Here is a 13681-nt window from a genome sequence, read left to right as displayed (position 1 = left end):
CAGTCCCCGCAGGGACGTCAGTCAGTGCCCGGGTCACACCCCCGACGAGGCCCTTACATCCTTCAACGTCAGTGGCCGCCGCTACGTTCGGGGTATGGACGCAGGCGTTCTCCGCAGAGCCCGGGCAGGGGCGGTCGCGGCCGGCCTCGCCGCCGGGCCGGTGCGTGGCGGCAGCGGGGTGGAGCGGGCCCTGGCCCGGTCCCTGCAGCTAGCTTCGGTGGCACCGGTGACCACCGCCCCCGGTGAGGTCGCCGAGGACGCCCGCCGGGCCGGCGCAGGCCTCCCGCGCGAGACCGGCCCGGCCGGCCCGGCCAGCGGTGGGGCGTCTTGGTGGGGGTGCTGGCGGCGGGATGGTCTGGGTCAGCTGGTCCAGGTCCTCGACCGGGTCGAGTACTACCCGGCCCCGGCGGTGGCGGGGCAGCGGGTGGTCTACGAGGTGCCGGGGGAGGCGTACTTCGCCCCGGCCGGCACCCCGGCCGCCGAGCTGGAGGCCCGGGTGCCGGGCCTGGCCCTGGCGGCGGATCTGCTCGACCTGCCGCTGGCCGACGTCGACCCCGGCGTGCTGGTCGAGGCGGTCGCCGGGTGGGAACGGATCATCGCCTGGGCCACCCACCGCCAGGCCAGGGCGGTCTCCGAGCTGGTCAACCGCCGCCTGCACGACCGCCGGACGCTGGGGATGGTGGGCAAGCTGAGCTCGGCGACGTATGAGCTCCAGGCCCGCCTGGCCACCACCCAGTACGCCGCCGAGGCCAAGGTCGCCCTCGCCGCCGGCCTGGACACCCACCCCGTGGTCGCCGACGCCCTTCAGACCGGGGCGGTGGACCCGAAGAAAGCCGACGTCCTGCTCTTCGCCGAGCCCTGCCTGCCCGACGACGACCGACGCCGCCTCCTCCCAGGATTGATCGAGCAGGCGAAAGACCTCTCCGCCTCCCAGCTCCGCCAGCAGGTCCGCCAGGCCGCCCTCGGCACCGACCCGGACATCGGCGCCAAGCGCCGCAAGCGGGCCTACGCCGACCGGCGGGTCGAGGTCACGCCGGCGGATGACCAGATGGCGTGGGTCTCGGCGTACCTGCGCGCCGACGCCGCCGAGGCCACCCGGGTCGCCGTCGACGCCCTCGCGGCCGCGGCCCGCACCCCCGGAGACCCCCGCACCCTGGACCAGCGCCGCGCCGACGCCTTCGCCGACGTCTTCACCACCCTCCTGGACCAGGGCACCACCCCAGGCGGGCTCCCGCTGCCCAAGCGGGGCCCGTACCACCCGCACCTGATGGTCACCGTCGCCGCCACCACCCTGCACGGCCTGGACGAGGCCCCCGCGCACCTGGCCGGGTACGGCCCGATCTCCGCCGACCTCGCCCGGACCATCGCGAAGGACGCGACCTGGCGGGCGGTGTACACCGACCCCGGCGGGCACGTCACCGCGGTCGGCACCCGGGCCTACAAGCCCGGCGCGGTCATCGGCCGCACCGTCATCGCCCAGAACCCCGAATGCACCTTCCACGGCTGCCGGCAGCCGGCCTGGCTGTGCGACCTGGACCACATCGACGGTGCGCCGTGAGGCGCCTGTTGATCGAGCGGAGGTGAGAGACCTGCGCCGCCGGCCTGTCGCAGCAGGACGGTGAAGCTGAGGGCAGCCTGACCCGGGAGGTGCCGGGATCGGGTGGCAAGCGGCCCTGACAAAGCCCTGACGGGCCGGTACTGCCAGACGGCGCGGGTGGGGCGAGCGTGACGGAAAGGTATACGCAAGAAACCGGCGTCTTTACGGCCCTCGATGGTCAACCGGCCCGAACCTGGCGGATCTGGGCCGGATGCGACGCGCACCCACACCTCACGGGGTGGGGAACTTCCCGGACGTGTCTTCGAGCGAAAAGGAAGGCCATGGTGAAGGTCTGCGGCGTAGCCGTGGCGATGTCGCAGGGTCATAGTCGGGTGCCTCCTCCGTCGAGCGATCAACAAGTGAACACGGGAACCGTCCCGGTCCCGCCCCCTGGTCGCGCAGCCAGCGCGGACAGCGGGCTGGGCCCACCGTCGGCCGATCGGTCCGGGACGGGACGGAGCCGCCGTAGTAGTCCGAGTCCGGGAAAGCCGGTCACATGGCGAAGGGCGGCAGCGGTATCGAGCAGCAAGGAGTTGTCACAGTGAAAGACGCACCGGTGAACACCGGCGCACCACCGTCGCGGAGCGATCCGCACCGGTGGGTATCGCAGATTCAGACCAGGCTGCACTCTTGGGCGGTGGCCGACCCCGGCCGCCGGTTCGATGACCTGTTCAACCTCGTGCACGACCCGGCCACGCTGGAAGTGGCGTGGGACCGGGTCGCGGGCAACACCGGGGCGCGAACGGCTGGTTCGGACGGCCTGACGGTCGCCCGGATCGAGACCGGGATCGGTGTGCCGGTGTTCCTGGAGGACCTGCGCCAGCAGGTCCGGACGGGCACGTTCCGCCCGGAGCCGGTCCGCGAACGGCGGATCCCCAAGACCGGCGGCAAGGTCCGCCGGCTGGGGATCCCCACCGTGGCGGACCGGGTCGTCCAGGCCGCGTTGAAGCTGGTGCTGGAACCCATCTTCGAGGCCGACTTCCAGCCGGTCTCCTACGGGTTCCGGCCCCGTAGGCGGGCGCAGGACGCGATCGCCGAGATCCACCTGTTCGGCACCAAGCGGTACTGGTGGGTGCTGGACGCGGACATCGAGGCGTGCTTTGACCGGATCGACCACACCGCCCTGCTCGGGCGGGTCCGTGGCCGGGTCAAGGACAAACGCGTCGTCGCACTCGTCCGGGCGTTCCTCAAGGCCGGGCTCCTCACCGAACTCGGCCAGTACGAGGACACCGCGACGGGGACCCCGCAAGGGGGCATCCTCTCGCCGTTGCTCGCCAACATCGCGCTGTCGGTCCTCGACGAGGCCCTGCACGCAGACTGGCAGCCCGGCGGACGGATGGACACCCGTGGCAAACGCCAGGGGCGGATCAAGCGGGGCCAGGCCAACCACCGGATCATCCGCTACGCGGACGACTTCGTGGTCATGGTCAACGGCACCCGCGAGGACGCCCTCGCCCTGCGCGAGCACGTCGCGGAGGTGATCGCGCCCATGGGCCTGGTGCTCTCCGAGGCCAAGACCCAGGTGGTGAACATCCACGACGGCTTCGACTTCCTCGGGTTCCGCATCCAGCGGCGCCGGAAGCGAGGCACCAACAAGTGGTACGTCTACACCTTCATCGCAGACCGACCCCTGCGGTCGGTCAAGACGAAGGTCCGTACCCTTACCAACAGGACATCACAGCAAGGCCTCGGAGCCACGCTGATCCGGCTCAACCAGATCCTGCGTGGCTGGACCAACTACTTCCAGCACGCCGCAGCCAAACTCACCTTCCACCGCCTCAGCCAGTACCTGTGGTCACGGCTCGTGCGCTGGCAGCGGCAACTCCACCGCTGGAAGTGGGCGGACGTCCGCCGATGGCTCACCACCCCCACCGGGCGGTGGCGACCCATCCACGCGGACGGGATCGAGATGTTCGACCCCGCCGCGGTACCGGTCACCCGGTACCGCTACCGGGGTGCGATCCCCACTCCCTGGGCCCTTGCTGGACCGACCGCCTGAGCAGGACACCGTGGAGAGCCGGATGCGGTGAGAGCCGCACGTCCGGTTCGGCGAGCGGCCTGGGGAAACGGACCCGGCGCAATCCGGGCACCGCGCCCCAGGCCGACTCAACAGTTCGACCACACCCGCACCGACCTGGTGCAGACCTCCCCGGAGAAGCTCGGGCCCGGCTGCCGCACCCACCACGGGCTGAAGACCACCAAGCTCTGGGACGTCATCCGCGACCCCGCCACCGGCGCCACCACCTAGATCGCCCCCACCGGCCACCGCTACACCCGCCCGGCCCACCGACCCCCCGGCCTCCCCCCACCCCCCGACAGCCCCGGCGGCGGCTCCGGCGACGGCAAGCACAGTCCCGGCAGCAGCCGCGGCAGCCCGCCTTACCCCCGCGAGATGTACCCCGACGCAAACGGCCACATACCCGAAGACCCGCCCTACTGATCACGTACCTCTGCTCAGTAGTGGAGAGCGGCCGATCGTTCGCCCGCAGTCGGGATCTGGCGGCCCGAGCATGTCAGCGGCGGGAGCCACTTCTTGCCGCGGACGCTCGCGGACGCCACGGATCGGTCAGCGGTCCACCCGGTCCCGGTCGTCGTCGCCAACCTGCGCGGCACCGGGGCCGTCGCCGCGCAGCAGGGCGACGGCGGCCCGAGCCGTTTTTCGGGCGGCGGCGGAGTCGGGGCCGGTGACGGTGACGTGGCCGAGCTTGCGGCCCGGTCGCACCTCCTTGCCGTACAGGTGCACCTTCGCGCTCGGGAACTGCTCCATGAGCTCGGGGTACGCCGCGCGGGGCTCGGGGCGGGCGGAGCCGAGGAGGTTGACCATGACGGCGTGCGGCGCCGTGGGCGTCGTCTCCCCCAGCGGAAGGTCGAGCACGGCGCGCAGGTGCTGCTCGAACTGGCTGGTCACCGCACCGTCGATGGTCCAGTGCCCGGAGTTGTGCGGGCGCATGGCCAGCTCGTTGACCACCAGCCGGCTGTCTCCCCCGGGTCCGGCCACCTCGAAGAGCTCCACGGCGAGGACGCCGGTGACACCCAGGCCCGTGGCGATGCGCTCGCCGATCGCCTGCGCCCGGTCGGCGGTCTCGGGCGGCAGACCCGGTGCCGGCGCGAGGACCTCGGCGCACACACCGTCGGCCTGGATGGTCTGCACCACCGGCCAGGCCCGGACCTCCCCGCCGCCGCCCGGACCGCCGGACGGTCGGCGGGCGACGAGGACGGCGAGCTCGCGGGTGAAGGGCACGTGCTCCTCGGCGAGCAGGGCCTGCCCGGGCTCCAGCGCAGCGAGCCAGTCGGCGGCCTGGTCCGCCGACGTCACCACCCGCACGCCCTTCCCGTCGTATCCGCCCCGGGCGGTCTTGACGACGACCGGCCACCCGGTCTCCTCGCCGAAGGCGGTGAGCTCGTCGGCGTCGGTGACCGCCGCCCACGCCGGGCAGGGCACGCCGAGCTCGGTCAACCGACGGCGCATGACGATCTTGTCCTGGGCGTGCACCAGGGCGTCGGGGCCGGGGCGGACCGGGACGCCGGTGGCCTGCAGCCGACGGAGCACGTCGCCGGGGACGTGCTCGTGCTCGAAGGTGAGCACGTCGGCGCCGGCGACGAGCTCGCGCAGCGCCCGCTCGTCGGCCGCGGCGCCGACCGGCGCGTCCGGCGCGACCTGGGCGGTGGCCGCCGTCGCCGACTCCACGAGCACGCGCAGGTGCACGCCCAGGGCCACCGCCGGCGGCTGCATCATCCGGGCCAGCTGGCCCCCACCCACGACCGCGACCACCGGAGCTCCCACGGTGGGGCAGCCTAATCGTCGTTACCCTGCCAGGGTGACGACGTCCCGCACCGAGGGTCCCGGCGCCGCCGCGACGACGGCGGTGGCCACCGGCCGCCGGGGCACCGACGGGATCGTCGGCGGCACCGGTGCGGACGGCGCGGCCACCGCGGCGGGCGGTCCCGACGGCGCGGGCGCGGCTGCGAGCGGCTCCGACGGCGCAGGCACGGCTGCGCCCGGTCCGGACCGTACGGCCACGGCCGCGGGTGGCGCCCACCGTGCGCCCACCGCCACCGGCCCCGCCGCGGCAGCCGCGGCCGGCCACCGCCGGGCCCGCCCCGCCGCGCTGGTGCACCGGTTCCTCCGCGGCCAGAGCCTGCGGACCTGGCTGGTCGAGCTCGGCCGCTTCGCCATGGTGGGCGGGCTGGCCTTCGTCGTCGACGTCGGCCTGTTCAACCTGCTGCGGTTCGGGCCGGGCGAGCTCCTCGGGCCCAAGCCGCTGACGGCCAAGATGGTCTCCGTGGCCGTCTCCGTGCTGGTGGCCTGGCTGGGCAACCGGTACTGGACCTTCTCCGCCACCCGCCAGCCCTCCCGCGGCCGCGAGCTGACCATTTTCGCCCTGGTCAACCTCGGCGGCATGGCGATCGCCGTCGGCTGCCTGGCCGTGAGCCACTACCTGCTCGGGCTGACCTCGCCGCTGGCGGACAACATCGCCGCCAACGGCGTGGGCCTCGTGCTCGGGACCGCGTTCCGGTACCTGTGCTACCGGTACGTGGTCTTCACGGCGGACCCGGGCCCCGCGGTGGCGCTCTCCTCGCCGCGCCGACGCAGGTAGTACCCGAGCGCGGCGGCGCCGAGGGCGAGGCCCCACAGCGGCCACAGCAACGTCGGACCGATGGCGCCCCAGTTCTCCGTGACGGGGCCCGCGGGGGCGGCGAGGAGCTGCAGGGTCATCGAGACGCCGGCCGGCACGATCAGCACCGCCACCACGGAGGCCGGGACGACGGCCGCCCCCACTGGCACCGTCCGCCCGCCCACGACGGGCATCCAGCGCGGGAAGACGTCGCCCCACGGCCGGGTCAGCCCGACGGTGAGCAGCGCGCCGAGGAGCGCGAACACGCCGAGCCAGATGCCCGGGAGGAGGGACCCGTCGGCCCGGCCGGCCTCCCACGCCTGGCGGTCGAACCCCAGCGGGTAGACCAGCCAGGTGAACCGGGTCAGGGCGTAGAGCGTGGGGATGGCGGCCGCGACGTACGCCGCCGTACTGCCCCACCGCGCGGCCGCGGCGGGCCGGGCCCACCCGGGCGGGCCGCCGGACGCCGTCGCCCGCTGGTAGAGCAGCACGGTGTGCGCCCACAGGACGACGCCGACGACCACGACCACCTGCAGCAGCGTGGCCGGTTCGAGGACCTGACCGAGGGCGTCGCGCACGCCCTCCAGGAACGGCGCGAGCAGGAGCAGGACCGGCAGGTAGCCGGCCAGGGACAGCAGCTGGGCGTCGACGAACGCGACGACGGCCGCGGCCGGGACCGTCCACCCGGCGGCGAGGACCGCGGCGCGGAGGGCACGTCCGGGCCGGGCCGGCTGTGCGGTCGCGCCGAGCATGGCCGCCCCGGCCACCGCGAGGAGCAGCCCGAGGGCGCCGACCGCCGCGGTGACGACCGCGGGCGGGACGCCGCCGAGCACCGACGCGTCGGTGCCGGGCTGGGCGGAGCCGACGGCGAGGCTGGTCCCGGTCGCGAGGAGGGTGCCGGCGAGGACGGCGACGAGCGCCCAGTAGACGGGCGCCGCCCGGGCCACCCGGAGGGTGCGGCGCGCGGATCGGTCGGTACGGGGGCCGGTCCGGCGTGCAGGCTCGGTCCGGCGCGCAGGCTCGGTGCTTGCTGGTTCGGTTTCCATTCGAGCAGCCTGCGCGAGGCGCATGGCCCCCCGGACCCCCCGCCGGGGTGAACGCCGCGGTGGCCCGTCCCTCGTCCGAGGGACCGGTGCCTCAGGGGTCGGGCCGGACGAAGCCGGACTCGTAGGCGGCGACGACCGCCTGGGTCCGGTCCCGGGCGCCGAGCTTGGCGAGCACGTGCGCCACGTGCGTCTTGACCGTCTCCACGCCGAGGAACAGCTCCGCCGCGATCTCGGCGTTGGACCGCCCGGCCGCCACGCGCCGGAGCACCTCCTGCTCCCGCTCGGTCAGCCCGGCGCCGGCCAGCCGGTCCCCGCCCGGTCGGGCGTGCGCCACCGCCAGCCGCCGCACCGCGGCGGGGAAGAGGAGCGAGTCGCCGCGGGCGACGACCCGGATGGCCTCCAGGACCTCCTCCGGCCGGGCCCGCTTGAGCACGAACCCGCTCGCCCCGGCGCGGAGCGCGTCGAGGACGTAGTCGTCGTTCTCGAAGGTGGTGACCACCACGACCTTCGGCGCGCCGGCGCCGGTGCGCTCGCGCCGCTCGACGAGCGCGCGGGTGGCGGCGATGCCGTCCAGCCTCGGCATGCGCACGTCCATGAGGACGACCTCGGGCGCCAGCCGGGCGACGGCGTCCGGTACGTCGGCGCCGTCGGCCACCTCGCCGACGACCGACAGGTCGTCCTCGCCGTCGACGACCACCCGCAGCCCCGATCGCACCAGCGCCTCGTCGTCCGCGATGAGCACCCGGATCACCCGGCCACCTCCTCCCCCGGCCACCCGGGCAGCCAGGCCCGCAGCACCCACCGGCCGTCCTCCGGACCGGCCGTCAGCGTCCCGCCGACGAGCGCGACCCGGTCGCGCAGGCCAGCGAGCCCGCGGCCACCGCCGCGCGGACCACCGCCCGGCGGGCCACCGTCCCGCGGGCCGCGGGCAGCGCGGCCCAGCCCGTTACGCACGGTCACCTCGAGCCCTCCCCTGGCCGCGACGACGGCGACGCCGACCGTGCCGTCGCCGTGCCGCAGGGCGTTGGTCAGCCCCTCCTGCACGACGGCGAAGGCCTCGCGGGAGGTCACGGCAGCGAGCTCGGCGTCACCGATCGAGAGGTCGAGGTCGATACGGGCCCCGGTGGCCCGGGCGGCGGCGACGAGCGCGGGGACGTCGGCGAGGGGCCGGGTGCCGCGCTGCCCGCCGGCGTCCTCGCCCGCGCGGAGCAGCCCCAGGACCCGGTCGAGGTCGGCGACGGCGGCCCGGCCGGTCTCCTCGATGGCGCCGAGCGCCGAGCGGGCGAACCCGGGGTCCCGGTCGAACGCGCGGGCGGCGGCGGTCGCCTGGAGGGTCGTGACGGTCAGCGCGTGGCCGACCGTGTCGTGCAGCTCGCGGGCGAGGTGGTTGCGGGCGGCGAGCGCGCGCTTGTCCGACTCCAGCCGGGCGATCGTGGCGGCCGCGACCGCGGCGGCGGAGGGTCCGAGCAGCCGGGGCGCCAGCCGGCGCAGCCCCTCGCCGAGCAGGGCGATGACGACCGGCGGCACGAGGAGCAGCACGGCGGCGAGGGCGACGGCTGGGGTCGCCGGCAGCCCGGTCAGCGGGCCGAGGGTCGCCTCGAGCCCGGCGCCCGGCCCGGCCGCGTGGAGTACGAGCGCGACGGCGACCGGCACGGCGGTGAGCAGCGCGAGGGTCGCCGCGGTGCCGGCCAGGAGGTGCACCAGGTACCAGGCGGCGCCGCGGGCACGACCGGGCGGCGGGGACTCCTCGGGCAGGTCCGCGTCCAGCAGCGCCCGTGCCGCGGCGACCTCGAGCGCCGAGACCGGGTGCAGGAACGGCGGGGCCAGGGCGATGGCGGCGGTGACGAGGAGCAGCACGGTCACGGCCCCGACCGGCACGGTCGGGTCGGCGTACATCTGGGCGAACCCCACGCCGAGCAGGAGGTAGGCGCCGCAGACGATGCCGCCACCGAGCAGGAAGACCCCGCCGCGCAGAGCCGCGCCGCCGAGCACCGCCCGCACCAGCCGCATGCGGCCAGTCTCGCAGCGGCCGCGGCGGCGGCGCCTCACCCGGGCGGGGGAACCGGTCCGCCCAGCACCGGCGCCTACGACGGCCCCCCGGCCGGGCGCACGCGGCCGTATCCGGGCGGGCCTCAGCAGCACCCGCCTCGCCCCGACGTCAGCGCCGCCGGACCCGCCCCGACCGGCTCACCGCCGCCGTCGCCGTCGGCCCGCCGACACCAGCGCCCCCTGGGGCAGCACGACGTCGGGGTCGAGCGCGGCCGGCACCGCGTTGAGAAAGATCCGGAAGATCGGCGGGCGGCGCTGCGCGAGCTCGAGCCGGCCGCCGTCGGCCTCGACCAGGTCGCGGGCCAGCGCCAGGCCGAGCCCGGTGCCGGTGCCGCCGGAGACGTGCTTGGTGAAGATGTCCGGGGCGATCTCGTCGTCGACGCCGGGGCCCTCGTCGGAGACGTCGATGAAGACCCCGTTGCCGGTGGGTGCACGGCGAGAGACGACCTTCGTGGTGCCGTCGCCGTACTTCAGGGCGTTCTCGAGGAGGGTGGCCAGCACCTGGGCGAGCGAGCCGGGGCTGGCCAGCACGGCCAGCCCGGCGGCGTCGTCGAAGACCAGCTGCCGGCGGGCCTTGCGGTACGCCTTGGCCCACTCCTCCCGCTGCTGGGCGAAGACGTCGTCGAGGTGCACCGCCTCGGTGGTGCCGCCGGCGGTGGAGCGGGAGGTCTTGAGCAGGTCGTCGACGACCCCGGTGAGGCGCTCGACCTGCTCGAGGGAGATCCGCGCCTCCTCGCGCACCTCCTCCTGCTCGCTGAGGGCCTCGATCTCCTCCAGCCGCATGGACAGCGCCGTGAGCGGGGTGCGCAGCTGGTGCGAGGCGTCCGCGGCGAACTGCCGCTCGGCGGCCAGGCGCCCGGCGAGCCGGTCGGCGGTGCGGACCAGCTCGGCCGCGACCAGGTCGATCTCCTCCACCCCGGACGGCCGCAGCTGGGGCCGGACCGTGCCCGAGCCGACCTGCTCGGCGGAGGCGGCGAGGTAGATCAGCGGGGCGGAGAGCTTGCGGGCCTGCCGACGGGCCACCACGACGCCCACCGCGAGCGCGACGGCGGCGCCGGCGGTGACGAACAGGACCACCCGGGCGGCCCGCCAGCGCACCGCCCCGGCGTCGACCTCCATCCGCACGGTGGCCCCCGAGGGGGTGATCTGCAGCGAGCGGACCACCCGGTCGGTGAGGTCCGGGCCGGCGCTGTACTCCCCGCCCTGCGGGCCAGGGCCGCGGACCAGGATCGAGGCCGGCAGGTAGGACCCGCCGGCCACCCACGGCTCGAGCATGACGTCCTCGAGCGGCTCGCCGTTGACCAGCCGGCGCTCGACCGAGCGGGACAGGGCCGAGGCGCGCAGGTCCAGGGTGGCGCGCTCGCTGTTCCAGACGAACAGCGCACCGAAGACGGCCATCGGCACCCCGAGGATGAGCACCGCGACCGTCACGGCCACGACGATCATGTGGATGGCGCGGGCGCGCACGGCCGGCTAGCCCCGGGAGGTCTCGAAGCGGAAGCCCATCCCCCGCACGGTCGTGATGTAGCGGGGGTCGTTGGCGTCGTCGCCGAGCTTGCGGCGCAGCCAGGAGATGTGCATGTCCAGGGTCTTGGTCGACCCGACCGGGTCGGTGCCCCAGATCTCGCGCATCAGGGTCTCGCGGCCCACCACGGAGCCGGCGTCGCGGACCAGCACCCGGAGCAGCTCGAACTCCTTGGCGGTCAGGTGCAGCTCGCGGCTGCCGCGGAAGGCGCGGTGGGCGGCGACGTCGACGCGCACGTCCTGGGCGATGAGCTCGTCCTCGTCGGTGACGTCCCCGCCGGCGCGGCGCAGCAGCGCCCGCACCCGGGCGAGGAGCTCGGCGAGCCGGAACGGCTTGGTGACGTAGTCGTCCGCCCCGGCGTCCAGGCCGACGACGAGGTCGACCTCGTCGGCCCGTGCGGTCAGGACGAGGATCGGCAGGGTCAGCCCCTGGTTGCGGATGTGCCGGGCGACGTCCAGGCCGTCCATGTCCGGCAGGCCCAGGTCGAGGACGACGAGGTCCGCGCCGTTGCCGAGGTCGTCGATGGCCGACTGCCCGGTGCCGTGCGGCCGGACCTCGTACCCCTCCCGGCCGAGCGCGCGGGTGAGCGGTTCGGCGATGGCGGGGTCGTCCTCGACGAGCAGCACGTTGGTCACCTGGTCATGGTAGGACAGAGAGTCAAAATCCGGTCAAGCATTGCTCACCCGGGGACGTGGCCCAGGTCACGGTGTGGGTCGACGGCGCCCGGCAGTGTGCCCACGACGACGGCGGCGGCGACGGCGGCCGGCGGCCTCGGTCCGCTCTGCCGGCTGCGGCTCAGCGGGGCAGGCGGCGCAGCTCGATCGGCGCCACCTCGCCCACTCCCTGCAGCTCGGCGACCTGGCGGGGCACCATCGTGTACTCCCGGCCGGCGGGGCTGGCGGTCAGCGCGTCGGCGGTGTCCTTGTCCAGCAGGATCGCGCCGGGCGGGGCGACGTCGACCAGCCGCGAGGCGAGGTTGACGGTGGGGCCGAAGACGTCCCCGTTGCGGGACAGCACCCGGCCCCACACCACGGAGGCGCGGACCGGGAGCATGTTCGGCTTGGCGCCGAGGGCCTCCACCAGGTCCACGGCGACGGCGGCGGCGGTGGGCAGGTCGTCGGCGACGTAGAGGACGGCGTCACCGATCGTCTTGACGACCCGCGCGCCGCGGGTGGTGATGACGTCCCGGGAGGTGTACTCGAAGGTCTGGACGAGCTCGGCGAGCGCCCGCGGGCCGAGCTCGGCGGACCGGCGGGTGTAGGCCACCATGTCCACGAAGCCGAGCGCGCGCTGCAGGGGCAGGTGCAGCGGGTCGGTGTCCGGCTGGCCCATCTCGGCGACCTCGGCCTCGGTGCGGACCAGCAGCGCGGCGAGCTGGCGCCGCCAGGAGTAGACCAGCTGGGCCTGGAGCACGTCGACGAGCGCCGGGACCCGGTCGAGCACCACCAGGCGCGCGGAGGCGTCGTCCAGCCCGAGCCGGCGGGCCGCGTGGTCGGTCAGGGCCTCGTTCTGCCACAGCACCAGCCGGTCGGTCATGTGGGACTGCGCGCGGACCAGGGAGATGACCGTCGACTCGTCGAGCTGGCCGTCGGCGACGAGCTCGCCCATGACGCGCAGCGCCGCCACGTCGGCGTCGCCGAAGAGGACGACGTGGTCCTGGACGTTCGGGAAGGCCATCGCCCGCCAGAAGGTGCGGGCGAAGTCCACCGTCACCCCCGCCCGCGCGGCGAGCTCGACGATGGTGTACTTCGCCGGCCCGCCGAGCAGCGCGTCGATGTGCTCCTGCACGGTCGAGGAGCTCTGCGCGGTGGACCGCGCCTCGCCGATGTCGTCCTCGGCGGGCAGGCCCGGGACAGGGCCCGCCCACGCGCCGCGGCCTGCAGATGCACTCACCGGGCGAGATTATCCCGGGCGGCGTGACGTGGGCCACGACGTCCGGCCCTGGCGCTGCGCCGACGGACCGTCCGGACGACGGCGTCAGGCGGGCCGGACGTGCTGCACGTCCCCGGCGGCGACGGCGCCGAGGACCCCGTCCGGTCGGCGGACCAGGAGCCGGCCGGCGTCGTCGAGGTCGACGGCGGTCCCGGCCAGCGCACCTCCGCCGGGCAGGTCCACCCGGACGACCTGGCCGATGGTGCGGCACGCCGTCCGGACCTCGGCGGTGAGCCCGGCCGCGCCGGCGTCCCCCGCGGCGGCCTCCCACCGGTCCAGGACGACGGCGAGGTGCTGGCCGACGGCGGTGAGCACGGCGTCCACCGAGACGCTCGCCCCGGCGGCGCGCAGGGAGGTCGCCCAGGGCACCGGCAGCTCTCCGGGCGACTGCGCCACGTTGACCCCGATGCCGACGACGACGGCCGGCCGGGCGGCGTCGTCCGCCCGGTGCTCCGACGGCGCCCCACCGTCGTCCGCCCCGGGCGGGACCGCCGGCACGGCCTCGGCGAGGATCCCGGCCACCTTCCGGTCCCGGCCCCAGCCGGGCAGGTCAGGCTCACCACCGTCGACGACGAGGACGTCGTTGGGCCACTTCACCACCGTGGGCCGGCCGAGCAGGTCGCTCGTGGCGCGACGCACCGCCAGGCCGGTGAGCAGGGTGACCCAGGGCAGGTGCGCCGCCGGCACCCGGGGGCGGAGCAGGACCGAGACGGTCAGCGCGCGGCCGGGCGGGGTGACCCACGGCCGGCCGGTCCGGCCTCGGCCGGCCTCCTGCGAGTCGGCCACCAGGGCCGAGAGGTGCGGCCAGCTGCCGGGGTCGGCGGCCGCGGCGGCGAGGAGGTCCGCGTTGGTCGAGCCGGTGCGGGCCACCCGGACCAGCCGGGAGAACGGGGCGGGCATGACGGCAGCCAACCAC

11 protein-coding genes are annotated in these 13681 nt (G+C 75.4%); 3 read left to right on the top strand and 8 right to left on the bottom strand.

Annotated elements, in window-relative coordinates; all coding sequences use genetic code 11:
* Nucleotides 1–94 precede the first annotated feature (94 nt).
* Together MF406_RS05540 and ltrA are read left to right on the top strand one after the other, a co-directional pair.
* The gene (locus tag MF406_RS05540) at nucleotides 95–1558 is read left to right on the top strand and encodes a DUF222 domain-containing protein (RefSeq protein ID WP_242896973.1); all 1464 of its coding nucleotides are present in this window, start codon (nucleotides 95–97) and stop codon (nucleotides 1556–1558) included.
* 676 nt (nucleotides 1559–2234) lie between these two features.
* Nucleotides 2235–3596, top strand: coding sequence for a group II intron reverse transcriptase/maturase (ltrA, locus tag MF406_RS05535; protein ID WP_242896342.1), 1362 nt, complete (start codon nucleotides 2235–2237; stop codon nucleotides 3594–3596).
* A gap of 567 nt (nucleotides 3597–4163) precedes the next feature.
* Here ltrA and MF406_RS05530 read toward each other — a convergent pair.
* Nucleotides 4164–5381 carry a 5-(carboxyamino)imidazole ribonucleotide synthase gene (locus MF406_RS05530; RefSeq protein ID WP_242896972.1) on the bottom strand — a complete coding sequence of 406 codons (1218 nt, stop codon included), beginning with the start codon at nucleotides 5379–5381 and terminating at the stop codon, nucleotides 4164–4166.
* Between the two features lie 34 nt (nucleotides 5382–5415).
* Between MF406_RS05530 and MF406_RS19030 the strand changes: the two genes are divergently transcribed.
* Nucleotides 5416–6195, top strand: coding sequence for a GtrA family protein (locus MF406_RS19030; protein ID WP_371744609.1), 780 nt, complete (start codon nucleotides 5416–5418; stop codon nucleotides 6193–6195).
* Here the strand turns inward: MF406_RS19030 and MF406_RS05520 are convergent.
* From MF406_RS05520 to MF406_RS05490, 7 genes are all read right to left on the bottom strand, one after another.
* The gene (locus MF406_RS05520) at nucleotides 6123–7259 is read right to left on the bottom strand and encodes a hypothetical protein (protein WP_242896971.1); all 1137 of its coding nucleotides are present in this window, start codon (nucleotides 7257–7259) and stop codon (nucleotides 6123–6125) included. The genes MF406_RS19030 and MF406_RS05520 overlap by 73 nt on opposite strands.
* 91 nt (nucleotides 7260–7350) lie before the next feature.
* A complete protein-coding gene (locus MF406_RS05515; protein WP_242896970.1) occupies nucleotides 7351–8010 on the bottom strand; it encodes a response regulator transcription factor in 660 nt (219 codons plus the stop codon).
* On the bottom strand, nucleotides 8007–9269 hold the full coding sequence (locus tag MF406_RS05510) for a sensor histidine kinase (protein ID WP_242896969.1): 1263 nt from the start codon (nucleotides 9267–9269) through the stop codon (nucleotides 8007–8009). Before MF406_RS05510 ends, MF406_RS05515 begins: the two co-directional genes overlap by 4 nt.
* 177 nt (nucleotides 9270–9446) lie before the next feature.
* Nucleotides 9447–10775 carry an ATP-binding protein gene (locus tag MF406_RS05505; protein ID WP_242896968.1) on the bottom strand — a complete coding sequence of 443 codons (1329 nt, stop codon included), beginning with the start codon at nucleotides 10773–10775 and terminating at the stop codon, nucleotides 9447–9449.
* A 6-nt stretch (nucleotides 10776–10781) separates the two neighbouring features.
* Nucleotides 10782–11468: a response regulator transcription factor gene (locus MF406_RS05500; protein ID WP_242896967.1), complete on the bottom strand. Its 687-nt coding sequence runs from the start codon at nucleotides 11466–11468 to the stop codon at nucleotides 10782–10784.
* Between the two features lie 160 nt (nucleotides 11469–11628).
* Entirely contained in the window at nucleotides 11629–12726 is a 1098-nt protein-coding gene (locus tag MF406_RS05495; protein WP_242896966.1) for an adenylate/guanylate cyclase domain-containing protein, read from the bottom strand.
* An 84-nt stretch (nucleotides 12727–12810) separates the two neighbouring features.
* Nucleotides 12811–13665 (bottom strand): biotin--[acetyl-CoA-carboxylase] ligase, encoded by an 855-nt coding sequence (locus MF406_RS05490; RefSeq protein ID WP_242896965.1) that lies wholly within the window; start codon nucleotides 13663–13665, stop codon nucleotides 12811–12813.
* Nucleotides 13666–13681: the final 16 nt, after the last annotated feature.

It is taken from the genome of Georgenia sp. TF02-10 (genome assembly GCF_022759505.1).
In the GTDB taxonomy this organism is placed as follows: Bacteria; Actinomycetota; Actinomycetes; order Actinomycetales; family Actinomycetaceae; genus TF02-10.
The sequence above is the reverse complement of the archived record's forward strand: the minus strand, read 5'-3'. Positions and strand labels throughout refer to the sequence as shown.